We start from the raw sequence: 24,526 nt of genomic DNA, 5'->3' as shown, positions 1-24,526 counted from the left end.
CTAATGTCCGTTTCATGAGTGGACACGAGAACGCACAAGCAAAGGCAGTCGCGGTTCTGGGGTTGGGTGAGATGGGGTCGGCACTGGCCACCGCCCTTCTGGACGGCGGTCATCGCGTCACCGTGTGGAACCGGTCGCAAGACAAGGCACATCCGTTGGTGGCCAAGGGCGCACGGTTGGCCGCGACGCCGACGGAGGCCGTGGGCACAGCCGAGGTGGTGATAGTCAATGTCAAAGGTGGCGCTGTCGCGGCGGACCTGTTGCGTGCGTCGGGGCCGGAGTTGACGGGACGAACGGTAGTCGACCTGACCGACGGCTCATCCGAACAGTCCAGAGCCACCGGGCAATTGGTGACCGAGCTCGGCGCGGACTACCTCCACGGCCAGATCATGACCATCGCCCCGGCGATCGGCTCACCGGACGCGGTGGTGTTCTACGGCGGCGCGCGCATCGCGTTCGACCGATACGAACCCCTGCTCCGAACCGTCGGTGGCCGCGCCACCTTCGTCTCTCCCGACCCCGCCGTGCCCGTGCTGTACGGCATGGCTGTCCACGACATCATGTGGGGTCTGCTGAACGGATTCCTCCACGCCTCAGCACTTCTCGGCAAAGCCGGCCTCCAGATCGGCGAGTTCGCTCAGCAGGCCGAACCGTCTCTGGCGGCGCTGTCGTCACTGTTCCCGATGCTCGCGAAAGAGATCGACAGCACCGAATTCGCCACCCCCTACGGCGCCCTCCAACATCACCTCCCCTCCCTCGACGACTTGCTCTCCGAAAGCAGCGCCCGCGGAATCGATACCGACCTCCCCGCCTACACCAGAAACCTCGTCGCCACCGCCATCACAGCAGGCCACGGCCACGACAGCTACTCCCGGCTGGTCGAACACTTCAGCCGTAAATAACCACCTCGTGGAGGGGCGCCGAGTACCGCCCCTCCACTTCCCCAGCGCCCGGTCCGGGCCCGACGGGAGAGCCGCTGAGAATCAGCCGGGACCCCCGATACCGCCCACGATCAGGTCGGTCAGGGCCGAGATCGCTTCCTCGGCAGACGTCGAGCCCAGGTTCAGTTCCGCGGCCAGCGTTTCGGCCGCACCTAACACGCCGACACAGCGCAGGCGAAGTGCTGCGGCGGTGAGGGGCGAGAACGGCAGCAGCGTGACCGCCATCCAGTCCCGGTAGCTGTCGAGCATGTCGTGCTGGATTGCCTGGACATCCGGATTGCCCTTCAGGGCAGCGGAAATGGCATCGAACTCCGGCATTTCGGTCGCGCAGGCGAAGTAGGCGGCGCTCATGACCCGGGCGATTTCCTCGACGCTGGGGGTGGCGTCGCGGACGGCCTGTTCCGACGCGAGGCGGTGGCGTTCGTCGAGTTGCCGGTACAGCGCCAGCAGCAGGTCGGGTCGGGTGCCGAAGTGGTCGTAGACGATCGGCCTGCTCACCCCTGCGGCCTCAGCGAGGGTGGCGAGCGTCAGGCCGTCGGTGCCGTGCTCGCGCACCAAGGTCAGGGCGGTGTCGAGCAATTGCTCGCGTCTGGCGGGCTTGGCCAGCCTGCCCGATCGTGCGGTCATCTTCCCTTGCGCCATGGCCCCAGTTTAGCTACAAAGAGTAAGTTACAAACTGTAGCTTTATTGCGGGAACGGAGTTCACCATGGACCGATCAGTACTGATACTCGGCGGATCGGGGCAGGCGGGGTCGGACACCGCCGCCCTGCTGCGCCTCTGGTATCCGACCTTGCCGTTGACCATCGCGGGCCGTGACCTCGACCGCGCGCAGCGGGTCGCCGACGAACTCGGCACCGCCACAGCGGTGACGATCGATCTGTCGCGCCGCGATCTCGGCCTCGCCGAAACGAACCACTCCGCGGTAATCGCCACACTGTGGGACGACCGGCTCAACGGCCTGCACTACGCACAAGATCACGGACTGCCGTACCTCAGCATCTCCAGCGGTCTGCTCGACATCGGCCCGGAAATCGTTGCCGGTGCGCAAAGATCCAGTGCGGCACCAGTTCTGGTAGCCAGCCACCTGATGGCGGGGATTGCCGTTCTCGCCACGCTGGATTCCGTGCGCGAGTTCGCGAGGGTCGACACGGTCCGGGTCGGCGTCGCGCTAGATGACACCGACACCGGCGGACCAGCCGGGATCGCCGATCTGGAGCGGTGGTCCGCCGTCACGTCGGCAGGACTGGTGCGTCGCGACGGCGTCTTCACCTGGCTCGCCGAAGCCGACGCCCAAGCCGATGTGTCCACCGTCGACGGCACCGCCTTGCCCGGTCAGAGCATCCCGGTCCTCGATGTGCCGAGCCTGGCCCTCGCGACCGGGGCACCGAATGTCCGGGTCGACTTCGCGGTCGGCGAGACGCCGAGCAGGCGACGCGGCGAACCCGCCTCGATCGACATCAGGATCGACCTCGACGGCACCGACCAAGCGGGCAATCCAGTCAGTCGCACGCACCACGTCGTCCACCCGGACGGGCAACGGCCACTGACCGCTCTCGGCATCGCCCTCGGCGCAGAACGACTCCTCGGCCTCAACGGCACCCGGCCGACGCCCGGCATCCACACGCCGGAATCGCTGATCGATCCCGCCTACGCGATGCGGCGGATGCGCGAAGCGGGCGCGAGCCTCGGGTAGCGATCTCCCCGAGTCCGGCGCTGTCGAAGTACGCCGAGCAGGAACTGTCGGACCCGGCAGATACGGTGGCCGACATGAAGGGTACGGGGAGAGCCTTGTTGGACGACGTTGCGGGAATGTCCATCCCGCGGCGGATGCGGACGTTGGCGATGGCGGCTCGACGCTCGGCCGGCAGTGCCGAGCTGGCGCGCCTGCTCGGCGAGATCGCCGCGGAGGGGCGATCCGGGCAGCGGACCGCGAACTATCTGGCTGTCGTCGGCGAAGAGCGCGGTTACCTGCTGTCGCAACTCGATTCGACGGATCAGGAGATCGCGGGCACGGCGCTGTCGGGGCTGATCCGCCTCGGCGTCGATCCCGCGGTGGTCGTCGACAGATTGCCGGACGCCGCGCAGCGAACCAGGAGGCGCATCCGCCGCGCGCTCGCACGCGCGGATCGTCCGGAGATCGCCGACGCGCTGGTTCCCGCGCTGCAGATATCGTTCGGGGACGTGGAGGCGGCGCGTGTGTTGCCGTCGTGTTCGGCGGCTGTCGTGGCCGAATGGCTGCCGTCGCTGGCGTACGCGGTGCCGAGCTGGACTACCTTGTCCAACAAGCACATCGATGTGGTCTTCGATTTCGTCGAGACGCGGTCGCGGGGAGCGGGCCGCGCCGAGTGGCGGGAACTCTGGGCATCGCTGACCGCCAGCCCGGTCACCGCAGGCGAATACGCCCCTGATCGATTGCTCGCATTGGCCGCGGTGGCCGTCGAGTTCGTGCCGGTGACAGCATTGAATCCGGTCGCGGGAAAACTGGCGCGCCACGACCCCGGGGCGATGCTGCGGCTGATGCTGCATCCCAGTGGGAACGGCCGCGCGCTGGCAGGCCCGGCGTTGTGGCGGGCGATGCGGTCGCTGCCCGACGACGAACTGCGCCAGCTCTACCTCGCCGCCCGCCCGAAACTCGAGATCCTGCGGGCTGTTCCGCCGTCGCGGCGCCACGCGATCGCGGGGGCAGACCTCGCGCGCCCAGGATCGGCGCCGGCCGCGGTCGACCTCGCTCTGCTCGACACGATTCCCGGTCCGGCCCGTGCGCAGATCGCCCGCGAACTCCTGTCGCGCCCCGGCGGCACGGACCTTCCCGACGTCACCGACCGTCTCACCGCACGACTCACCTGGGCCGAAGCGAAACCGGCACTCACAGAGGCGATCCGGCGCCCCACGGCCGACGAGCGCGCCATCGCCTACCCGCAACTCGTCACGGCGGCAGTGGGTAGCCGCGATCCGTTGGTCATCACCGAGCTGTTGTCCCTGATGACGCGGTTGCGCAACGAACAGGATCCGGTCCGCACCAGCGCACTGCACGCGGTCGCAGCCATCCCGATGTCGCTGCTCGTCACCGACCACCTGCCCGGTCTGGAACAACTCGCCACCGACGCACTGCAAGCGCGCGACCGCTCGTGGAACACGTCGAACACGGTCGCGACACTCGCCCGCACCCTGCTGCTACACGGCGGCACCACGTCCGAGGTGGCGTTCACCGCGACCGCACTCCGGATCATGGGCATGCTCGCCGAACTGTCGATCGAGCCGAATCTGTCGGGGCTGCACCGCAATCTGCCCCGCGGCGCCGAACAGCAGATTCTCGCGACGCTGCTCCCCCGGCTCGAGTCCGACGCGGATCGTGACCGCTGGGACCTGTGTCTGAGCTTGGCCGACGGACTCGGTCACCGCGCCTTCGACCTGCCCGCGCTGCAACGGCTGATCGTGCGTGCCTGCTTCGCGTCCTCGGATTCGACTGTCCGCCAGGCTGTTCGGCTCGCACTCGCCGCACCGGCCACCCGCGACGCCCACCTCGACGAACTCCTCGCCCGCGATCGTTCCCTGATCACGCTGCCGCTGGTGCAATCGCTGATCGGCGACCGTCGCACCGACCTGCTCGATGCCCTGCTGAACACCAAGACGCCGGGCCGGTTCCTGTCGGCGAAGGTGGTGTTCGTGCCGATGTGGGTCACCGGATTCCACCGGTGGTCACCGCGGCACGTCGACCGTTACGCGCGTCTGCTGTACGACTACGCGCGCGGCCGCAAGACCACCCCGTATGAGCGAGCCTCGGCGATCCGCCAACTCGGTCGTCTGCCGGGCAGTTTCGCGCGGCTGATGTGGTTTGTCGACAACGGCGAGCTCGTCGACATCGAGGCCGCGCTCACCGCGCTCGGTACCAGCGACGAGCCCGAAGCGGCCATCGGCGTGCTCGCGCGGCATGTGGGTGACGATCGCGCTCGGGTCGCGGTCAGCAGTATCGCGACCTGTGCCAAGTGGATCGCGCCTGCTCGGTTGTCGGGAACCGTTGCGCCGCTGCTGGAGTCACCCAAGGTCACCGCGCGGAAAGAAGGTATCCGGCTCCTCGCGGAGTTGCGTGCTCCCGATGCGTTGCCGATCATCGCAGCGCTGGCCACCGGCCCCGGCGCCCATCGCGATGTGCGCCGCGCGGCCGTGTTCGCCACCAGATTCCTCCTCGACCACGACCCCACGTGGGCGCTGCTCGGCGAAGCGGCGGCCGATCCCGAGGTGGCCGGCGCGATCCTCGACATCCGGCCTGCCATGTTGCCCGTCGCGCAGCGGCAACGGTTCGCGACGCTGGTGCGCGACTTGGCCGCCGATCCCGATCGTCGCTTGGCCACCCCCGCGCTCAACGCACTGGGCTCGTGGCAGCGATGGTGGGCGCCGGGCACCTACGAGGTGATCGTCGACCGGCTCACCGACCTCGAATCGCTCGGCATGTGGACTGCCGCGATGCGCGCAGTGTTGACCGGTGTCCGGGCAGACGGCGACCCGGCGGCCGTGGTCGAGATCGTCCACCGGTTACGCAGCGCCGAGTTCTCCGCCGTCGGCCGGGATCTTCCCGCACACCAACGTCTTTCGCTGCTGCTGCACTTGTACATGACCATTGTGCGCAATCACCCCACGAGCCCGCGGGCGTTTTCCGCACCGGTCGTCGCCGCCTTGGCCGACGACGCGATCTGGCACGACCAGGTCATCGAACTCACCGTGGTGGCGGTGCGCTGGACCGACCCCGACGGTGTCATCGCAACCTTCGACGAGGTCGCCCGCTACGCCACCGGCGCCCTCGTCACTCGCCCCGCTCATCACCTCGGCCAACGCCTCAACGCCGAACTCGACACCACGCCACCGACGACCTTTCACACGATCAGCGCCGAACTCGCCCGCAGCCCAGCAGCTTCCACCGCGCTGGCCGCACTCACCATTGTCAACCGCTGTGCCGGCAAGTTCGGCTGGTCACCTGAGTGGGCTCAGGTGCTGACGGCGTTGCGTGCACACGCCGACCCCGATGTCCGCCGTGCTGCCCATACCGTGTTCATGGCATCGGAGTAGTCCCGGCTCGCGGGCGTCCTCGGGAGCGTCAACGCAGGTCGCCAGGAGCCGGACCGGTCGCGAACGGGTTCGGCTCCCCCTCGGCCAGCACCCCCACGAAGGGGTCCCCCTCGCCCGCGAAAACATAGGCGCCGCTGTCGATCCGCTCGATCAGGCTGTTCGTCCACGCCGCCTCGCTGTCGGCCGAGTGCAGCCACATGTTCATGATCTCGCCGATGTGGCCGAGCTGTTCCGGACCGTCCTCCGGGGTGTAGTACTCGGTCACCGAGCCGCGCCACTGCCCCAGCCGCGCGACGCGCTCCCTGAGCAGTGCGACAGCCTCGTCCCGTGGTAGATCGACCATGAACCCGATACCAGCCGACAGCATGTCCATCTTCTGGTCATAGGAGGTGAGGGCCTGGCGCAGCAGAGCGAGGTACTCCTCGGTGCCCTTGTCGGTGATCTCGTATTCGACCCGCGGCGGACCGCCCACGGTGCTCGGCGCGACCTCATGGGCGACGAGGAGATCTTGCTTCGCCAGTTGCTTGAGCGCGTGGTAGATCGACCCCGGCTTGGCGTTGGACCACTCGTGGGCGCCCCAGAACTCCAGGTCGTTGCGCACCTGGTAGCCGTGTGCCCGGCCGTGTTGACGGACCGCGCCGAGCACCAGCAGCCGAATGGCCGACATGTACGCCTCCTTCTAGGCAACCTTGACTAGAGCATCTCGAAGCTAGCTTAACCAGGTGCCGCGGTGGCAGGCATCCAGCAAGTAATCAAGTTTGACTAAACGGCGAAATGTTCGTACCTTGGTTCTCCTAGTCAAGTTTGATTACTGACTGAAGGAGAGCATTGTGACTGACCACGATCTGGCGATCGTCGTCGAAGGCCTACGAAAGAGGTACGGGGACAAAAATGCCCTCGACGGCCTCGATCTCACGGTCCGCGCCGGGACCGTCCAGGGAATTCTCGGCCCGAACGGCGCAGGCAAGACCACGGCCGTGCGGATCATGTCCACCCTGCTACGCCCCGACGCGGGACGCGTCGAGGTGGCGGGCATCGACGCCATGACCAGGGCAGAGGAGGTGCGCTCGCGCATCGGGCTGCTCGGCCAGCACGCCGCCGTCGACGAGGAGCTCAGCGGCCGCCAGAACCTCGAGATGTTCGGCCGGCTCTACCACCTCGGCGCACGCCGAGCGGGCACCAGAGCCGATGAGCTCCTGCACCGATTCGGGCTCGCGGACACCGGCACCAAGGCCGTCAAGCAGTACAGCGGCGGCATGCGCCGGCGCCTCGACCTCGCGGCTTCGCTCATTTCCCAGCCGCAGGTGCTGTTCCTGGACGAGCCGACGACCGGGCTCGATCCGCGTGGCCGCACGGAGGTGTGGAACGCCGTGCGCTCGCTGGTCGACGGCGGCACGACCGTGCTGCTGACCACCCAGTATCTGGAGGAAGCCGACCAGCTGGCCGACCAGATCGCCGTGATCGACCACGGCAGGGTCATCGCCGAGGGCACGGCCGACCAGCTGAAGTCCAAAACCGGGGGTGACCGCATCGACGTGGTCCTGCACGACACCACGCAACTCGCTCTCGCGGCCTCGCTCCTCCCCGGCGAGGCGGTGGTCGACGAGGACCGGCGGATGGTCAGCGCCACGGTCGCCGACCGGATGGCCGCGCTCACCGAGACCGTGCGGGCACTGGAAACGGCGGGCATCGAGGCGCAGGACATCGCCTTGCGTAGGCCCACGCTCGACGAAGTCTTCCTGCACCTGACGAAGGAGACTGTGTGAGTACGACATTCGACACCCGCTCGACGCTGAGCTGGGCGGCCGCCGATTCCTGGACGATGACCAGACGCGAGCTGGCGCACTGGGCGCGCCAGCCCGTTCAGGTGGTCATCGGGCTGGCGTTCCCGGTGATGATGCTGCTGATGTTCACCTACTTGATCGGTGGTGGACGGGGCGTCGACGGGGACTTCGCGGCATTTCTGGTCCCCGGCATGCTGACCATGACGATGGCCTTCGGTCTCGAGGCGACGATGCTCTCGGTCACCCAAGACCTCGGTAAAGGTGTCATCGACCGGTTCCGCTCGATGCCCATGAACTCCGGTGCCGTGCTGGTCGGACGCAGCGTCGCGGACATGCTGCAATCGGTCGTCGGACTGACGGTGATGATCGCGGTGGGCTACGTGATCGGCTGGCGGTGGCACGGCGGATTCTCCGCGTTCCTCGCCGCGGTGGGACTGCTGTTGCTGCTCCGGTTCGCGATGCTGTGGATCGGCATCTATCTGGCGATGGTCGCGGGCAAACCGGAACTGGTGCAGGCGGTGCAGATCCTGGTCTGGCCGATCACCTTCCTGTCCACCGCCATCGCCTCGCCCGAGTCGATGCCGTCCTGGCTCGGCGCTGTCGTGGAGTGGAACCCGATGTCCGCGACGGCAACCGCGGTGCGCGGCCTGTTCGGCAATCCAGGTGCCGATGGCGACTCCTGGGCCGCGACCCACGCGGAGTTGCTCGCGGTGGCCTGGCCGCTGGCGCTGATCGCGGTGTTCTTCCCGCTGGCGGTGCAGCGCTTCCGCGACCTGAGCAGCTAGTCGAGGTGTGGTGTGCCCCCGGCCGTAGCCGGGGGCACACTCGTCTACCGCACCGTCCGGAAGAACGCCCGCACATCCTCGACCAGCAGGTCAGGCGCTTCCATGGCAGCGAAGTGCCCGCCTCGGTCGAATTCGGTCCAGCGCACGAGGTTGTTCTGCTTCTCGGCGATCCCCCGAATCGTGGTGTCGCCGGGGAAGACCGCGACAGCGGTCGGGACGCCCGAGCTGGGCAGATCAGCTCCCCACTGCTGGGATTCCTTGTACAGGCGCATCGAGGAACCCGCCGTGCCCGTGAACCAGAGGATCGCGATCTCGGCGAGCATGGCGTCGCGGTCGAGGGAATCCTCGGGCAAGGCGGCGGCGGGGTCTTTGTAGGTGTTGACCACGTCGACGATCCAGCCGAGCAGCCCGGCCGGTGAATCAGCGAGGGCGTGGGCCAGGGTGTGGGGGCGGGTGCTGTGCACGCTCGCGTACGCGGAGGTCTCGTTGCTGCTCCAATCCTGGAGTGCGGCAAGCTTTTCCTGATCCTGGGCGGTGTAGCCCGCACCGTCGTCGTTCCAGGCGGGGATGGTGATCGCGGCATTGAGATGCACGCCCGCGACTCGCGCGGTGTCGACGCGACCCAGCTGCGGGGCGATGAACGAACCCGCGTCGCTGCCCTGCGCGCCGTAGCGTTCGTAGCCGAGCTCGCTCATCAGCCGAGCGATCAGCTCGGCGGATCGCTCGGTCGCGGCCTGGCCGGGCTGGTGCGTGGGTCCGGAGAAGCCGAAACCGGGCAGCGTCGGGATGATGACATCGAAGGCGTCGCGCGGGTCGCCGCCGTGCGCGCGCGGATCGGTCAGCGGTCCGATCATCGCGCCGAAGTCGGTGAACGGCCAGCCGTGGACCAGGACCAGCGGCAGCGCGTCGGATTCAGGTGAGCGGACGTGGGTGAAGTGCAGGCGCTGACCGTCGATCTCGGTGACGAACTGTGGGTGCGCGTTGCGTGCGGATTCGGCGGCACGCCAGTCGAACTCGGTTCGCCAGTAGTCGGCGAGGTCGCGCAGATACGAGGTGGGCAGCCCGTAGGTCCAGCCGGTGCCGGGCAGGTCCTGCGCCCAGCGGGTGCGGGCGAGCCGATCGCGCAGGTCGTCGAGGTCGGACTGCGGGATGTCGATCCGGAAGATTTCGCTCATAGGAACAACCCTAGGAACGGCTTAGGTCAGAATCGTTCCTAAGGAAACGGCAGAATGACGACATGGCCGAAACCTCCGCCCGGTTGCTCCGACTCCTGTCGATGCTGCAGACCCACCGCGCCTGGTCGGGTGCCGAACTCGCGACCAGGCTCGATGTCACCCCACGCACCGTGCGCCGCGATATCGACCGGCTGCGCGGGCTGGGCTACCCGGTGCAGGCGTTGCAGGGAACCGCGGGCTATCGGTTGGGGGCCGGCGCGTCGATGCCACCGCTGCTCCTCGACGACGAGGAAGCCGTGGCCGTCGCGGTCGGCTTGCGCACCACCTCGGGCGGTACCGTCACCGGAATCGAGGACGCGTCGTTGCGCGCGCTCGCCAAGCTGGAGCAGGTACTGCCGTCACGGCTGCGGCATCGGCTCACGACCTTGCAGCAGTCGATGGTGCGGGTCGCCGCCGACTCACCGCGAGTGTCATCCGAGACCCTGCTGACGATCGCCGAAACCTGCCGCCGCCACGAGCGTCTGCGGTTCGACTACACCGACCACGCCGGTCGCGTCTCTCGCCGCGATGTCGAACCCGATTCGCTGGTCAATCTGAGCAGGCACTGGTATCTGGTGGGGTGGGATGTCGACCGAGCGGATTGGCGGTCGTTCCGTATCGACCGGCTGCACCCCCGTGTCCCGACGGGCCCGCGCTTCACCCCGCGCCCGCTACCCGACGGTGACGCCGCGACGTATCTGTCGCGCAGGCTGTCAGCCGAGTCGTGGCCGTGGCGCACTGTGGTCACGCTGCACGGCTCGGCCACCGAGCTGGCCGAGCGGGTCTGGCCGGGAATGGGTGTCCTCGAAGCAGTCGACGACCTCAGCTGCCTACTGCATCTGGGCGCCGACTCCCCCGCCTCGCTGGCCTGGATGATCACCGCCCTCGACATCGGATTCACTGTCACCGACCCACCAGAACTCATCGACGCCTTGCGGACGGTGAGCGAGCGCTGCCATGACGCGATCGTGCCACCTACCAGCTGACTGAGCGGCTCTCACTCAGCGGCGACGAGACGGTTACTCGCACAGTGCGTGAGTGAGCAGGCCCGCGAGATCGACCGAGGAGGGTGTGCCGGTGTAGGCAACGGTGACCGCGCGCCCGCCTGCCGTGGCACCCGCGACGGTGGAGAAGCCGCGGACACCGCCGAGGTGGCCGACATACCGCACACCGCACGGCAGTGGGGTGTAGCCGAGACCCAGACCGTAGAACATGCCGTCACCGTTACCCATGTCGACACCGTCGAGCATCTGCCGGAGTTGGGGCTCGGGCACGACCCAACCGGCCACCAGCGCGAGGAAGAACCGGTTCACATCAGCGCCTGTGCTCACCAGGGCGCCGGATGTCCACGGCACCGACGGCTCCATTCGCGTTGTGTCGGTGACGGTTCCGTCGACGCTGGTGTACCCGGTGGGATGAGGGTGGCGCAGACCGGTTTCGCCGGTGCCGGGCAGGTAGGTGTTCGACAACCCGAGTGGAACCACGATGCGGTCGCGCAGTTCGTCGGTGTAGCGATTCCCGGTCACCGCCTCGATCAGCATGCCCGCGACGATGTAGTTGATGTTGGCGTACTCGAATCGGGTGCCCGGCGCGAACTTCGCCGGGTGCGCCAGGGCCAGCGCGATCTCCTGGCCGGGGGTGAACGTGCGGCCCGCCTTCGCGGCTTCGTGTTCGTCGAGCTCCGGGGTTCGGGCAGGTTCGGGCAGGCCACTGCGGTGGCCCAGGATCTGACGGACGGTGATCGCGCGGCCGTCCACCCCGTCGCCGGTGAGCAGACCGGGCAGATACGTGTCGACGGAACGGTCGAGGTCGATGCGGTGTTCGGCCACCAGTTGCAGCACGATCGCGGCGGTGAAGGACTTGGTGATGCTGCCGACCCGCACATGCTGGGGGATGTCGGTTCCGATCGGGGTCGACGTGGCCGTGTCGGCCAGGCCGGAGCCGACGACGGTGCTCGCGCCGTCCTCGGTGAGCGTGGCGACGGCCCCCACGGCGCCCGCGCCGACCATCGCGTCGAGGTCGGCGCGCACAGCGGCGACGCGAGCTACCGGCTCGGCCGCGCTCGTCGTGATGGCAGTCAGCATCAGCGCAGCGGTGAGGATCGGGATGGTGACGGTTCGAAAGCGCATGTTCGAACGGTAGAAAGCCAAGGCCCGCACCCACATTGGACTGCGGTACTACCTGTACCCCCGACGGGGGTAGCGGGGCAGGGCGGTCCGGTCGCCCTGCCCGCGACATTCGGGTCAGGCCCGTCGCAACCCCAGCACCGCCATGGTGCCGATCCCCTTCGTCTTTTCCTCGTACCCGGCGAAACCGGGACAGCGTCGCGCCTGCCCGGCGCGGGTGCGAGCGACCACGCTCACGGCTCGTCGAGTACTTCTTGGAGGCGGGCGGCGAAGGTGGCGGGGTCGTGGACGAATCCGGTGTGGTCGCCGGGGAACAGGACCGGGTCGACGCCGAGCGCCGAGGCCAGTTCGCGGGCGGTGTGATCACAGAACTGCCCGGTGGACTCGGCACCGATCCCGACGATCACCCGGGTGGGAATCGAGCGCAGCAACGGCGGGTCCGGAACCCAGGCGGTGGTCGAACGCAGCTCGTGGGCGAACCAGAAGCGTTCGCTGGCAACCTGTTGCGGGTCGCGGTCGCCGCCGAAGATCTGTTCGAGCATCGGCTCCGGGATGGGAATCGCGGCCTGGGCGAAGAACTTTCGCCAGGCGCCGATCACCGCACCGGTGTCGTAGGTGGCGATGATGTCCTCGGTGAGCGCGCGCTGGGCGTCGGCGTCGGGCAGCAGTTCGCGCAGCGGCGGTTCGTGGGCGACCACGGTGGTGACCAGGTCGGGGTTGGTCTGGGCCAGTGCCAGCGCGGAGACGGCGCCGCCGCTGGATCCGAAGACCACGGCCGGGCCCGCGTCGAGGTGGGTGATGAGCCCGGCGAGGTCCGCGGCGCGGGCGAGCACCGTCGAATCCTGGTTCGGGTCGTCCAGGGGGCTCGCGAAATGGCCTCGCGGGTCGGTGGTGAGGACGGTGTTGGTGGCGGCGAGTTGTTCGGCGGCCGCGGCGAACGAGGCGGCGTTCATCGGCGCACCGACGAGGACGAGCAACGGTCCCGCCCCACGGACCTCGTAGTACAGGCGGGCGTCCGGCACCACGAGGGTGCCGGTGGTGACGGCGGAACTGGCGGTCATGAGGCTCTCCCGGATCTCGGCTACAGGTAGCACTCATAGAGACGGTGCACGCCGCGAGAACTCATCGCTCGCTACGAAAATTCTTTTCCCGCAGGATTTTCCGCAGGTCAGAGACATTTCGACCAAAGGGGCCTGGCCGCCCTCGCAGCGAGAACCGCTGACCTCTAACGACGGCGGCGCAGCTCGTCGGCCCGAGCCCGCAGGGTCCCGGCGACCAGTTCGCGCCCCTCGTGCGCCAGATCGACGACCTCACGAGCGCTCTTGCGCCCGGCATCACTGAGGATCGCGGCGAGTGCGGTGCCGGTGCGGCGCGCCGCGAACGACAACTCGTCGAGCAGTTCCTTCTGATAGCTCATCGAACACCACCCACGACAACTGGTTCTCGACCGTGATCGGATTGATCCATCGTGGGACTCCATTCGCAGCGCGGGCCAGCTCGAGTTACCTGGCAATGCTGAGTGTACAGTCGTGCACTGAACTGGTGTCAAGACCTTCGGGGCCATTGCTTCAGCGCCGTCCGCACCGACCACGAGTGCCGCACAGCGAAAGCTGCACAGCACCGGTGGCGGGCGGATTCAGTTGTAGGAGTTGGCGACCCCGTCGAGCAGGTGCTCGAGGGTTTCGTAGGCGGGCACGTCGACCACGTCGATCAGGTCGGCGGCCACCGGTACCGAGCGCTCGGCGGCGACCGAGGTGAACTGGGCGGTGTCGCCGGTGCGGAAGCCGTGTTCGGCGGCCAGGCGGCGCAGTTCGGGGTTGTCGGTGAGGAGTTTGCCGATCTTGTCGCCGGTGCCGGTCAGCGGGACCAGGGTGTGGCTCGACAGAACCGTGGGGGTCGGGTAGGTCAAGACCATGTCCGGCTTGATCCGGCCCTCGCCTGCCGCTTCGACGAACTGTGCCTCGTAGATGCAGACCAGCGGGGTCGGGCCCATACCGTTGGTGAGGTACTGGTTGAACGGCCCTTCGCTGCTGTTGTCGGTGTAGCCCTGCGCGAGGAACAGTTTCGACAAGGCGGGCAGCACGTGCTGTTCGGCGGTGGCCCCGCGCACGATGGTGTGGTCGTTGGCCACGTAACTGGCGATCGACAGGTACATGGCGGCGGAGTTGGAGCTGCGCGGGTCGGTGGTCGAGACCAGGATGTTCTTGGCGACCGGGTAGGTGGTGTTGTCGGGCAGGTCGTCCCACTGCACACCGGTCCCGGCCAGCTCCAGGTACTTGTTCATGTCGAACGTCGAGACCGGACCTGGTTTGATCACCCCGGCCGCGGTCAGCAGGTCCGCGATCGGCCGGTAGGTGGCGATCGCGATCGGTGACGAGAACGGGGTGTACTTGGTGGTGATGTTGCGTTGACGCTGGATACGTTCCGCGGCCGGAATGCTCGACGGGAACGCGAAATCGAAGGCGCCGAGGTCGACGGTGGTCGCGATCTGCCGCGAACCGGCCGGCTCGACCTGCACCTGGATCCCGTTGTCGGCGAGCACCTGCACCACACGCTCGTCGGCGAAGAACGACATCTTCTCCGACCCGACCACGCCACGCACCACCGTGGCCGGCGTCGCGACGGTGGCGGCGGGAGCGTCGGCGCCGCCGGGCAGCAGCACCACACCGGCGACAACACCGGCCACGACCACGGCCGCGCCGACCGACAAGGGCACCACCGCGCGCCTGCTCAGCCTCCGCGTCGCCTGCTCCTCGGAGCTGTTCGTCTCGCGCGCGATCAGCTCGGCGGCCCGCACACTCGCCGTCGGGGCGGGCACCCGCACCGTCGGATCGGGATCGGCGAGCTCACGGCGCACGATCCGCTCGACCAGGATCGGCACGAACTCCCGGATCGGCTTGCCGGTGAAACGATGGTGCGCGGCGCCTACCGCCGACGTCACCTGGTCGACGGGGACGTTCTCGGACAGGTCTTCGACCAAACTCTCGGTCATCCGCCGCATGGCCAGCTCTTCACGCTGGACGGCATCGGCAGCTACGCCGGGGACTACGCGCGACACCACACTTCTCCTGGGCTCACAATCGGGGGAGCGAACGCGGCGCACCGAACACCCGTGCGCACGCCGCGGGCCACGCTACCGTCGCGCAGCACAGTTACCCCAGCTGCGAGCGAGGGTGCACGCAGAGTTCAGCGCGCGCTCGGCTGCCCGCAACGTCGCGTTGTCCGTGAGTTCGCGTAAACCTCCAATTGCGCACTCACAGTGTGTGATTCGCTACTACAGCTCGGTCGCGGCGCGAATCGGCGCGACCGGCTCCTCGGTCGCAGGCCCGTGCGCCGCATCCCACGCCGCGCGACCGAGCCCACCGGCGAGCAGTTCCATGACACCGATCACGACCAACCCGGTACCGGACATGGTGGCCAGCCCGGTGACCGTCTGGAACGTGATCGCGATGATCGCGATGCCGATCACGGTCGTGACGAGCCCGCACACCTCGTGTATCCACCCGTCGACGACGGTGTCGTCCCATGCCGCGACCAGCGCCTCCACGATGCCGCGCACCGACCAGCCGATGCCGATCCACAGGGCGAGCAGTTCGATATTGCCGCCGTCGAAGACCAGCCCGGCCAATATCCCCGTCAGGCCCGCACTGACCAAGACCAGCACCCGGAGCAAGAACGCGATCCGCGCCATCATCGCCAGATAGGCCTGCACCGTCGTGCTCAGGATCAGCGAGACCCCGAACAGTATCGCCAGGATGTTCTCGTCGCGCCCCGGCCACAGCAGCAGCGCCAGCCCGAGCGCGAACGAGCACCCACCGGCGACGAGCATCGCGCTCCGGGTCCGATCAGCGTCGCGGTTCATGCCAGTCGCTCCAGCAGATAGGGCGAAGTCCGGCTGACCGGATTGTTCGCGACCTGTTCCGGTGTCCCCTGCGCCACGATCCGGCCTCCCTGCCCGCCACCGCCCGGCCCCATGTCGATCACGTGATCGGCGGCGGCGACAACGCTCATGTCGTGTTCGACAACGACCACGCTCGCGCCGCTGTCGACGAGCGAATTCAGTTGTGTCATCAGGATATCGGTGTCGGCCGGATGCAGGCCGGTTGTTGGTTCGTCGAGCAGGTAAACGGTGTCGCTGCGCCGGGCCCGCTGCAATTCGGTCGCCAGCTTCACCCGCTGCGCTTCCCCGCCGGACAGTTCGGTGGCCGGTTGCCCGAGGCGCAGATAGCCGAGGCCGACGTCGCGCAGGGTGTGTAGTGCGCGCGCGACCACTGCCACGTCGGCGAGGAAGCCGGCGGCGCGGTCGACGGTCATGTCGAGCACCTGCGCGATCGTGGTGTCGCGGTAGGTGATCTCGAGGGTTTCGGGGTTGTAGCGCGCGCCGCGGCAGGCCGGGCACGGACTGTAGGTGCTGGGCAGGAACAGCAGCTCCACGGTGATGTACCCCTCACCCTGGCAGGTCGGGCAGCGTCCCTCGGCGACGTTGAACGAGAAACGGCCGACACCGTAGCCGCGGGCCTTGGCGGCGTCGGTCGCGGCGAAGAGTTTGCGTACCGTGTCGAACAGGCCGGTATAGGTGGCCAGGTTCGACCGTGGCGTGCGCCCGATCGGGGCCTGATCGACTTCGACGACGCGCACGATGCGGGGATCGGTTGTCGCGGTGATCGAAACAGCGTGCAGCAGAGTCGATTTGCCGGACCCGGACACACCGGTGATCGCGGTGAACACACCGAGGGGGATGTCGACGTCGAGATCGCGCAGGTTGTGGCTGGTGATCGCGCGTAATCGCAGCTCGCCGGTGGCGGTACGGGCCGCGCGGGGCGGGCGCACGATCTCGCCGAACAGGTAGGGCCGGGTGACCGACTCGCTCACCTCACGGAGACCGTCGACGTCACCGGCGTAGAGCACTGTGCCGCCGTGTACGCCCGCGCCCGGGCCGATATCGATGAGCCAGTCGGCGTGGCGCACGACGTCGAGGTCGTGTTCGACCAGGAACACACTCTTGCCCGAATTCTTGAGCCGATCCAGCACTTTCGTCAGGGCGGCGGTATCGGCGGGGTGCAGTCCCGCCGACGGTTCGTCGAGAATGTAGACGACACCGAACAGGCCCGACCGCAACTGCCCCGCCAACCGTAATCGTTGCAGCTCACCGCCCGACAACGTCGGGCTTTCCCGATCGACGCTCAGGTAGCCGAGGCCGAGCTCGATCAGCACGTCGATCCGCGAGGTGAGGTCCTGGGTGAGCACCGCCAGCGCGGTCGTGCCGCAGGTGTAGGGCCGCAACACCTCGACGAGCTCGCTCAGCGGTTGGCCGGCGAGTTCGGTGATGTCGAACCCGGCGAACGTCACCGCGAGCGCTTCGGGTTTGAGTCGTCGCCCCTCGCACAGTGGGCAGACGGTGGTGTGCAGGTATTCGGCGGCGCGGGCCTTGGTGGCCTCGCTCTTGGATTCGGCGTGGGAGCGCAGCAGCAACTGCTCGGCGCTGGTGTAGGTGCCCTGGTAGGGGCGGTGGATGCGATGGGGTTCGCGCACGGGTTCGACTGTGACGACCGGTTTTTCCGCGGTGAACAGGATCCAGTCGCGGGCGGCGGGTGCCAGTTCACGCCACGGGCGGTCGATGTCGTAGCCGAGCGCGCTGAGCACATCGCGCAGGTTCTTGCCCTGCCAGGCGCCGGGCCACGAGGCGATCGCGCCGTCGCGGATACTCAGCGACGGGTCGGGGACCATCGACGCCTCGGTGGCTTCGTGGATCACGCCCTGGCCGTGGCAGCGCGGGCAGGCACCTTCGACGGTGTTCGGGGAGAACGCGTCGGAGTAGAGGCGGTTGGTGCCTTCCGGGTAGTGACCCTCGCCGGTTCTGGGCGGGCTCTCGGGATAGTCACCTTCGCGGGACATGAGCATGCGCAACGTGTTCGAGATCGCGGTGACGGTGCCGACGGTCGATCGCGACGACGGCGAGGACCGGCGTTGAGCCAGTGCCACCGTGGGCGGTAGACCGGTGACCGCGTCGACGTCGGGGGCTTCGATCTGGTGCAGCAATCTGCGGGCATACGGGGCAACCGACTCCAGGTAGCGGCGCTGCGATTCCGCGTAGAGGGTGCCGAAAGCCAACGACGACTTCCCCGAACCCGAGACACCGGTGAACGCGACCAGGGCGTTTCGCGGCATGTCCGCGTCGACATCGCGCAGATTGTGGACCCGGGCGCCACGCACCCGAACCGAAGAATCGACCTGGTGCGAATCCACAGCTACCTACCGTACTCCCGAGGTAGTGCGCAGTGAGGCGAACGCGCCCGTTGTCGTTCAGGTCAGAAGAACCAGCCCAATTGTGGTGCGCGGTCGGCGGTGAACGCTTCGTCGAACGCGCGCAGCACACTCGGGTCGTCGACCTTCAGCCGGTGAGCGGCGGCGAAAGTGCTCGCGCGCTGACCGCCGAAGTAGAGGGCGCCGAGGATGTTGATGTCGGCGCTGAGTGTCGCTGCGCGGGTGGTCGGTTCGCATTCGGCGATGCCGTCGCGGATCCGCAGGGCGAAGTTCCCGCCCGCGCTGCGGAACGGGTCGTGCACGGCCAGTACGGTGTCGAGGTCGGCGCGGTAGGTGCGGGCGGTCAGTGCCGCAGGCACGTCCATGACCCGCGCCCACAGCGAGTCGCCGCGGCGGGTCAGCTGCACCGCGCGGGGGTCGGTGAGCATGTGGGCCAGGGGATCGTCGTCGGCGATTTCGGCTTCCACGGTGTCGACGAGGTCCATGCCGAGCAGGACCCGCCACAGTGCGGCGTGCGCGTCGGGGGTCACGGCACGGAACTCCCACACCGAGGCGATGTCACGGTCCTCGCGCCGGGAGCGCCGATACAGGGCGTACCCGTCGGCGTGGAGCAGCACGAACAAACTCGTCGCACCCTGACGGTGACGCTCCACATCGGCGAAGAACAAGTCCCACTTGGCGTTCGGGCGATCCTGTGCCCCTGCCGTCACCTTCTGCCAGCGTTCGTAGATCTCCCGGATCCGCGGGGCGGCGTCGACGAGCGTCTCCAGGGTGACACCACCGGGGCCTGGTGTGGTGGAACGGAATTCGGCCCGCCGGGTGTCGATGCGGATCGAGGTGTCGAGAATGGCCACTTCGTACCCGAAGCGCCCGTAGATCGTGCCCTCGCTCGCGGTGAAGATGGTCAGCGGCACCCCGTCGGCCTCGGTCCGCGCATGCTGGGCGGTGTAGAGCTCCCGCAGAATCCCGCGTCGCCGGTGCGTTGCCGCGACCGCCACCCCCGACACACCCGCGGCCCGCACGGTTCGCTCCCCCGGCACCGTCACCGTCATCGTCCGGTCGACGGTATGTCCGACGATCCGGTCACCCTCCACGGCCACCAACGACCGTTCGACCGGAAAGATCTCGCCCCGGAACTCGTTCTCGTCACCCCCGTACCGCATCCCGAACCCAGCCTCCTGCAACCCGGTGATCGCAGCCAGGTCCGCTTGCGTACCCGCCCGAACGGAAACACTCTTCGCCGATGCCATCCTCGTACCATCCCACGCCACCCCACCCCCGCACATCTGGTTATCGGCACCACGAAGTCGTCTGCGCGTCGCGCCTAGCTCCTGCACGCCGATTCCGGCCGATTCGAGCCCGCAGGGATCAGGCGTGCCGCTGGTCGGCGGCAGGGTCCGCGGCACCGATTTCGGTCGCCGCCTGCTGGAAGGCGTCGGCGGCCCGGGCGAAGTAGTCGAAGAGGGACTCCCGCTGTTCGGGCGTGTAGCCGCCGATGATGTCGCCGATCTTGCGGCGCGCGGGGGTGAGCACCGCGTCGACCGCCGAAAGATCTGACCGGGGTCTGTGTCACCTCCGACGTACGCAATCACGGCGTTGCCGAATGCACGTACCAAGCCAGAAGCGAACGATGAGAGCGCTGGTGCTACTCGCTCGCGATCATGGCCCGGAGGTCGGGCAGGCTGCCGATGCGTTGGGTGGTCGGTCGCCCCGGTGCCGCGGTTTGGGCTGAGCCGGTGGTGCGCAGGAGGGTTCGGATCTGGTCGGGGGTCGCGCGGGTTCGGGCTCGGCTGCCCTGGTAGGCGGCGATGGCGCCGACGACGATCGGGGAGGCGCTGGAGGTGCCGCTGAATTCGTCGGTGTACCAGAGGTCTTCGTCAGCGCCGCCTTGGAGGTCGCCGTAGCCGGTGGTGGTGACTTCGCGGCCCCAGCCCTGGGCGTCGAGGCGGGCGCCGTAGTTGGAGAAGTCGAGGCGGGACCGGGCGGGGCCGTGGTCTCGGCCGTGCAGACCCGGTGGTGGGGCACCCGCGCCGACCAGGATGGCACCGGAGTCGGCGGGGCCCGCGCGGAACGGGTTGTGCCAGGTGGCGGGGAAGTCGCCGGGGCGGCTGTCGTAGACGACGTCGTCGAGGTTCTCACCGCCGTTGCCCGCGGCTTCGACGACGACGATGCCGCGGCTCACGGCATAGCGGATGGCGGCGAAGTCGTCGGGCCACCATTCGACGGCGATGTAGCCGCGCTGATCGGCGGTGCCCTGGTAGTCGAATCGTGGTCCGGGACGATGCAATTCGATGAGGACGATGTCGCCGGGGTGCAGCGCGTCGGCGGCCGAGCGGATCGCGGCAGCCGAGCCGATACCGAAGATGGAGATGGCTCTGATATGAGCCTCGGGAGCGATTCCGGTGACGCCGACCGCGTTCAGGTCACCGCTGATCTCACCGGCGACAGCGGTGCCGTGATTGCGCCAGCCCAGATCGGCCGACGCCGTGCCGCCGATCATCCCGCCTTGATTCTGCCGCAGGTCTTCATGGGTGAACCGCCACGCGCCCTCGACGTCGATCACCCGCACACCGGTGCCCAGCCCGCCGGGCTGGCCGTGCGCCCACACCGCATCGATACCGTGGGGTGCCGCGTCCAGATAGGCCTGCCTGACCCGGAAATCGGGTGTCACGGCCGGTGCGCGCGGTGCGACGATGTTCTCCGCGAGAGGTGCCAGTGGCGGTTCGGCCGCGGGCTTCACATACGCGGCGGCGACGGTGTCGTCCTCGCGCAGTCGATGGGCGAGGTCACCGAGATCACCCAGCTCACCGTGCACCGAGTAATAGCTGAGGTACTCCCCCGCCACGGGCGCCTGCGAGGTGCCTGCCAGCCTGGCCGCGAGCCGATTGTCCGGCCCGAAGATCGGCACCAGACGCGCTGCGGCGGGCAGCAATTCATCGACCCTGGTGCGCACGGAACGGTTCTCACGCAAAGCGATCGGGGTGATCTCGGGGCCGGTCGGCGCGGTGACGACGATCAGTTCCCCCGGCGCGACGGCGGGTGCGGGCACCCCTGATCGGCGCTGCCTGCTGGATCGAGTGGAGGCCATGGCTACCAGTCAACCGTGCGCCGCGCTCGCCCGCTACCGTTCTGCCGCACCAGCATTGGCGACACGCCGTCACCACACCGCGGCGACGACCCCGACCACGGCGATCGCCCCGACATACACCAGTACCAGCCGGGTATCGCGCAACCAGCAGCGACTGCGCCGCAACCCGGCCCGCCACGCTCGCCAATATCCGGCGAACGCGAGCGCACCGAACCCCACCACCGCCCACGGCCCCACCAACCACGTCAGCAACGCCACGGTCGCGACCACACACAACGTCAATGGGTCGTGCGGTCGCTGCCCGCGCACCGCTTCCTCGTAGTAGACCCCGCGCTCGCTCACCGCACCTCCACCGGCAGCAATGCCCGCCCGGCCGGTGCGACCGCCGGCAACCGCTGCCGCGACAACGCTGGCCAGGCCTGCACCGCGCAGAACGGCGCGCACTGATCGGCATCAGCGCGGGTGCCCACGTGCACGCAACACTGGGTGAGCCGCTCCTCGATCATCGTCGACATGTCCATGAACGGTTTCACCGTAATCCGCACGACCCGTTCCCCGAGCAGCGTCCGCAACCGCTGACGCCGCCCCGGCAGTGCCGACGAGGCCAGTGTCAGCAGGGTCGACATTCCCAGATCGCAGTTCTCACAGATATTGCGCCATACCCGCCCGATCTCCGGATGCGACAGCGACGACTGCTCCGACAGCAATCCCAGCAGCGATTCCCGCACCGCCACCCGCAGCTCGGCGGGCAATGCCGAGTCCGCGATCCGGTTCGACACCAGCCCCAACTGCTGTTTCAACCGGTCGTGCCCGATCAGCGAGACCAGCGACCGCCAGTCCCCCGCGTCGTCGCGCAGCAGGTAACCGACCGAGCAGCAGTGCGGGTGCGAGCACGGCAGCGCGGTGAGGTCACGCCAAGTCACCAGCCCGTCGGTCTGCGGGCCCAGCCGGCGCAGTACGCCGGTGTGGGTGAGCCGCCGCATCGGGTCGATCGTTCCCGAACGCCCGGAACCGAATTGGGGCTGGATCGAGACGCCGCCGACGAACGGCGTGGCCATGGCGGTGCGCAGGACGGCGCCGATCTCGTCGTCGTTCACGTCCAGCGCCACCGTCATCACCAGGGTGGTGAAGACAGAGTTCGCCGAAAGCCGTTGCAGCGCCTGCTGTTTACGCACCCGCAAGTCGCCGCCGCGATGATGGCGGGAGGCCTTCGCCGTTTCCCCGTCGTACTGCAGATACACCTCGACCCGGTCGCGATGGGCACGTAGCAACGCCACCAACTCGTCGTCGACGGCGATCCGCAGACCGTTGGTATTGAGCAGGATCCGGGTGATCGGCCGCGCGGTCAGCTCCGCGAGCAACCGGGCCAGCTGCGGATGCAGGGTCGGTTCGCCGCCGCTGAGCATGAGCACGTCGAGGCGCCCGTTCTCGCGGGCCAGCCGCTGGTCGACATTGGCGAGCACATCCTCCACCGAGACCACGCCACGCAGTTCCGGCGAGGAGTCGGCGAAACAGGTGGGGCAGCGCAGGTTACAGCTGTCGATGATGTCCTCGAGCAGGATGCAGGTGTGCTGGGTCTGCATCTCGGGCAGCCCACGCAGATACGCCGAGGGCACCGGGTCGAAATTTCCCGCGGTGTCGGGCAGGTGCGCTTTGGTCGGCGCGGTCCATTCTTCGAGGTAGGCCAGGATTTCGGGGTCCTCGTCGTAGAGGGTCCGCACCATGCCGTGGGTTCGGCAACCGCGTTCGAGCAAGACCTGGCCGTCCCGTTCGGCCAGCCACCCCGACAGCCGCTCGACATCGGGCAGCGGTGTGTCGGGGTGTTCGTCGTGGCAGCGGGGGCAGAACGCGGTGACATAACGCAGGATTCGATCGCCCCGCAGCGGCATTCCGGTCATCGCGCCATCCCGAAGAAGCCCGTGTACAGCTCCGGGTTGATGGCCGTGCACAGACCTGCGGTGAACACGGTGACCAGCGACCAGCCGATCATCAGCCCCAGCCCGAACCCTTTGGGCGCGGGCCGTTTGCGCCGGATCAACAGCCAGCCACCCCCGAAAGCCGCTCCCGCGCTGGCCACCGCGGTGAGCCCGAACAGCACCTTGGTCGCGGTGTCGTCGTTGACGGAGGCGACCACCATGAACATGAAGAACCCGGCTATCGCGTTGGCGACGATGAACGCCATCGCGCCCGCCAAGGCCATCGCCGCGACCTGCCCGCCCTGCCCCGGCGGTTTGCCGCCCTGATCCGGTGGCGGGGGTGGCATGTTCGGGGGCGGTCCGGGAGGAAAGTTCATGCCGCGACCTTTCGTCGAAGTACACCGTCGTAGTTGCCGCGCCGGTAGCCGACGGTCCAGCGCACCGCCACCAGGACCAGGCCCGGCAGCAGGAACCATTGCGGGCGTGTCAGATCCAGCCACACCGTGTCGTTGGCACGGGTGAACTCGACCAGAAACCGGAATATCGCGTACGCCCCGACGTAGAGGGTGAACAGCTCCCCCGGTGTGCTGATCCGGTCCCGCAACCACCACAGTGCGCCGAATGCGGCCAGCTGGAACACGATTTCGTAGACAAAGCTCGGATGCATCGCCACGCCGGCCACGCATCCGGGGCACTGCGGAACCGTCGCGGGCGCGTGGATTCCCCACGGCAGGCTCGTCGGCCGTCCCGGCGCTTCGGTGAGCAAGCATCCGATGCGACCGACCGCCATGCCGAGCGCCACCGCCGGTGCGAACAGATCACCGGTCCGCTCCCGATAGCCGATGATCCGTTTCGCGATCAGCACACCCACATACGCGCCGAGCAATCCGCCGAGCACACTGCGCGCACCGAACATCCAGCTCTCATACGGGTCGAGCGTCGCGGCCAGACTCGACAACCGCATGCCGATCGCCCCACCGACCAATGCCCCGGTGACCGCGACCAGCGACTCCTCGCGCAGTGCCTCCCGGCGCCTGCACTCGAGGAAGAACACCACCGCGGCGACAGCGACTCCGAGCGCGACGAAGAACCCGTGCGTCGGGATCCCCCACATCAGCTGCGCCGTCATGGCGAAAGAGTATCGGGCCACACCGTCACCGGACGTGAGTGAAACTACTCCTCATTGTGGGTACTACCCTGTTCGTCGGCGAACGACGATGCGGGAGTAAGTGTTTCATTTAGAATGAGACAGGGTGAGTTTCTCACTCCGGTACCGATCCTCGGGCACCAGCGTAAGTCATCGCGATAGTTCCACCATCTCGGAATTCCATCGGATACGCAGT

The 24,526-nt window shown here is 68.0% G+C and carries 22 protein-coding genes; 6 read left to right on the top strand and 16 right to left on the bottom strand.

Annotation, left to right across the window (positions count from 1 at the left end; translation table 11 throughout):
* The first annotated feature begins 14 nt into the window (after window positions 1-14).
* Complete coding sequence (locus tag ACQHI0_RS11115) at window positions 15-902, top strand: NAD(P)-dependent oxidoreductase (RefSeq protein ID WP_427907852.1); 888 nt, start codon at window positions 15-17, stop codon at window positions 900-902.
* Between the two features lie 81 nt (window positions 903-983).
* Here ACQHI0_RS11115 and ACQHI0_RS11110 read toward each other — a convergent pair whose 3' ends face one another.
* Window positions 984-1,583 carry a TetR/AcrR family transcriptional regulator gene (locus tag ACQHI0_RS11110; protein ID WP_427907851.1) on the bottom strand — a complete coding sequence of 200 codons (600 nt, stop codon included), beginning with the start codon at window positions 1,581-1,583 and terminating at the stop codon, window positions 984-986.
* Window positions 1,584-1,648: 65 nt separating this feature from the next.
* On the opposite strand from ACQHI0_RS11110, the gene ACQHI0_RS11105 reads away from it, so the two are divergent.
* Both ACQHI0_RS11105 and ACQHI0_RS11100 read left to right on the top strand, forming a co-directional pair.
* Window positions 1,649-2,635, top strand: coding sequence for a saccharopine dehydrogenase (locus tag ACQHI0_RS11105; RefSeq protein WP_427907850.1), 987 nt, complete (start codon window positions 1,649-1,651; stop codon window positions 2,633-2,635).
* A gap of 116 nt (window positions 2,636-2,751) precedes the next feature.
* Window positions 2,752-6,006 carry a hypothetical protein gene (locus ACQHI0_RS11100; protein WP_427907849.1) on the top strand — a complete coding sequence of 1,085 codons (3,255 nt, stop codon included), beginning with the start codon at window positions 2,752-2,754 and terminating at the stop codon, window positions 6,004-6,006.
* 28 nt (window positions 6,007-6,034) lie between these two features.
* Here the strand turns inward: ACQHI0_RS11100 and ACQHI0_RS11095 are convergent, their stop codons facing one another.
* Window positions 6,035-6,673 (bottom strand): PadR family transcriptional regulator, encoded by a 639-nt coding sequence (locus ACQHI0_RS11095; protein ID WP_427907848.1) that lies wholly within the window; start codon window positions 6,671-6,673, stop codon window positions 6,035-6,037.
* 163 nt (window positions 6,674-6,836) lie between these two features.
* On the opposite strand from ACQHI0_RS11095, the gene ACQHI0_RS11090 reads away from it, so the two are divergent.
* Window positions 6,837-7,772, top strand: coding sequence for an ATP-binding cassette domain-containing protein (locus ACQHI0_RS11090; protein ID WP_427907847.1), 936 nt, complete (start codon window positions 6,837-6,839; stop codon window positions 7,770-7,772).
* On the top strand, window positions 7,769-8,575 hold the full coding sequence (locus ACQHI0_RS11085) for an ABC transporter permease (RefSeq protein WP_427907846.1): 807 nt from the start codon (window positions 7,769-7,771) through the stop codon (window positions 8,573-8,575). Before ACQHI0_RS11090 ends, ACQHI0_RS11085 begins: the two co-directional genes overlap by 4 nt.
* Before the next feature lie 44 nt (window positions 8,576-8,619).
* Here ACQHI0_RS11085 and ACQHI0_RS11080 read toward each other — a convergent pair whose 3' ends face one another.
* Window positions 8,620-9,750, bottom strand: coding sequence for an epoxide hydrolase family protein (locus tag ACQHI0_RS11080; protein ID WP_427907845.1), 1,131 nt, complete (start codon window positions 9,748-9,750; stop codon window positions 8,620-8,622).
* A gap of 62 nt (window positions 9,751-9,812) precedes the next feature.
* Between ACQHI0_RS11080 and ACQHI0_RS11075 the strand changes: the two genes are divergently transcribed.
* Window positions 9,813-10,775 (top strand): helix-turn-helix transcriptional regulator, encoded by a 963-nt coding sequence (locus tag ACQHI0_RS11075; protein ID WP_427907844.1) that lies wholly within the window; start codon window positions 9,813-9,815, stop codon window positions 10,773-10,775.
* 33 nt (window positions 10,776-10,808) lie between these two features.
* Here ACQHI0_RS11075 and ACQHI0_RS11070 read toward each other — a convergent pair whose 3' ends face one another.
* From ACQHI0_RS11070 to ACQHI0_RS11010, 13 genes are all read right to left on the bottom strand, one after another.
* Complete coding sequence (locus ACQHI0_RS11070) at window positions 10,809-11,918, bottom strand: serine hydrolase domain-containing protein (protein ID WP_427907843.1); 1,110 nt, start codon at window positions 11,916-11,918, stop codon at window positions 10,809-10,811.
* Between the two features lie 230 nt (window positions 11,919-12,148).
* A complete protein-coding gene (locus tag ACQHI0_RS11065; protein WP_427907842.1) occupies window positions 12,149-12,976 on the bottom strand; it encodes an alpha/beta fold hydrolase in 828 nt (275 codons plus the stop codon).
* 164 nt (window positions 12,977-13,140) lie between these two features.
* Window positions 13,141-13,332: a hypothetical protein gene (locus ACQHI0_RS11060; RefSeq protein ID WP_427907841.1), complete on the bottom strand. Its 192-nt coding sequence runs from the start codon at window positions 13,330-13,332 to the stop codon at window positions 13,141-13,143.
* Window positions 13,333-13,551: 219 nt separating this feature from the next.
* Window positions 13,552-14,973: a three-helix bundle dimerization domain-containing protein gene (locus tag ACQHI0_RS11055; protein WP_427907840.1), complete on the bottom strand. Its 1,422-nt coding sequence runs from the start codon at window positions 14,971-14,973 to the stop codon at window positions 13,552-13,554.
* A gap of 216 nt (window positions 14,974-15,189) precedes the next feature.
* On the bottom strand, window positions 15,190-15,777 hold the full coding sequence (locus ACQHI0_RS11050) for a DUF308 domain-containing protein (protein WP_427907839.1): 588 nt from the start codon (window positions 15,775-15,777) through the stop codon (window positions 15,190-15,192).
* On the bottom strand, window positions 15,774-18,083 hold the full coding sequence (locus tag ACQHI0_RS11045; protein WP_427909135.1) for an ATP-binding cassette domain-containing protein: 2,310 nt from the start codon (window positions 18,081-18,083) through the stop codon (window positions 15,774-15,776). The genes ACQHI0_RS11050 and ACQHI0_RS11045 overlap by 4 nt, the downstream gene beginning before the upstream one ends.
* Window positions 18,084-18,223: 140 nt before the next feature.
* Window positions 18,224-19,429, bottom strand: a complete 1,206-nt coding sequence (locus ACQHI0_RS11040) for a GNAT family N-acetyltransferase (protein WP_427907838.1) — start codon at window positions 19,427-19,429, stop codon at window positions 18,224-18,226.
* A gap of 118 nt (window positions 19,430-19,547) precedes the next feature.
* Window positions 19,548-19,712, bottom strand: coding sequence for a hypothetical protein (locus ACQHI0_RS11035; protein WP_427907837.1), 165 nt, complete (start codon window positions 19,710-19,712; stop codon window positions 19,548-19,550).
* Between the two features lie 112 nt (window positions 19,713-19,824).
* Entirely contained in the window at window positions 19,825-21,267 is a 1,443-nt protein-coding gene (locus ACQHI0_RS11030; RefSeq protein ID WP_427907836.1) for a S8 family serine peptidase, read from the bottom strand.
* A gap of 69 nt (window positions 21,268-21,336) precedes the next feature.
* Window positions 21,337-21,609 (bottom strand): hypothetical protein, encoded by a 273-nt coding sequence (locus tag ACQHI0_RS11025; protein ID WP_427907835.1) that lies wholly within the window; start codon window positions 21,607-21,609, stop codon window positions 21,337-21,339.
* Window positions 21,606-23,156: a radical SAM protein gene (locus ACQHI0_RS11020; protein ID WP_427909134.1), complete on the bottom strand. Its 1,551-nt coding sequence runs from the start codon at window positions 23,154-23,156 to the stop codon at window positions 21,606-21,608. Before ACQHI0_RS11020 ends, ACQHI0_RS11025 begins: the two co-directional genes overlap by 4 nt.
* Before the next feature lie 5 nt (window positions 23,157-23,161).
* Window positions 23,162-23,560 (bottom strand): hypothetical protein, encoded by a 399-nt coding sequence (locus ACQHI0_RS11015; protein ID WP_427907834.1) that lies wholly within the window; start codon window positions 23,558-23,560, stop codon window positions 23,162-23,164.
* Window positions 23,557-24,312, bottom strand: coding sequence for a prolipoprotein diacylglyceryl transferase (locus ACQHI0_RS11010; protein WP_427907833.1), 756 nt, complete (start codon window positions 24,310-24,312; stop codon window positions 23,557-23,559). Before ACQHI0_RS11010 ends, ACQHI0_RS11015 begins: the two co-directional genes overlap by 4 nt.
* Window positions 24,313-24,526: the final 214 nt, after the last annotated feature.

Origin of the sequence: Nocardia sp. FBN12, from assembly GCF_050320175.1 — a bacterium.
Taxonomy (GTDB): domain Bacteria; phylum Actinomycetota; class Actinomycetes; order Mycobacteriales; family Mycobacteriaceae; genus Nocardia.
The sequence above is the reverse complement of the archived record's forward strand: the minus strand, read 5'-3'. Positions and strand labels throughout refer to the sequence as shown.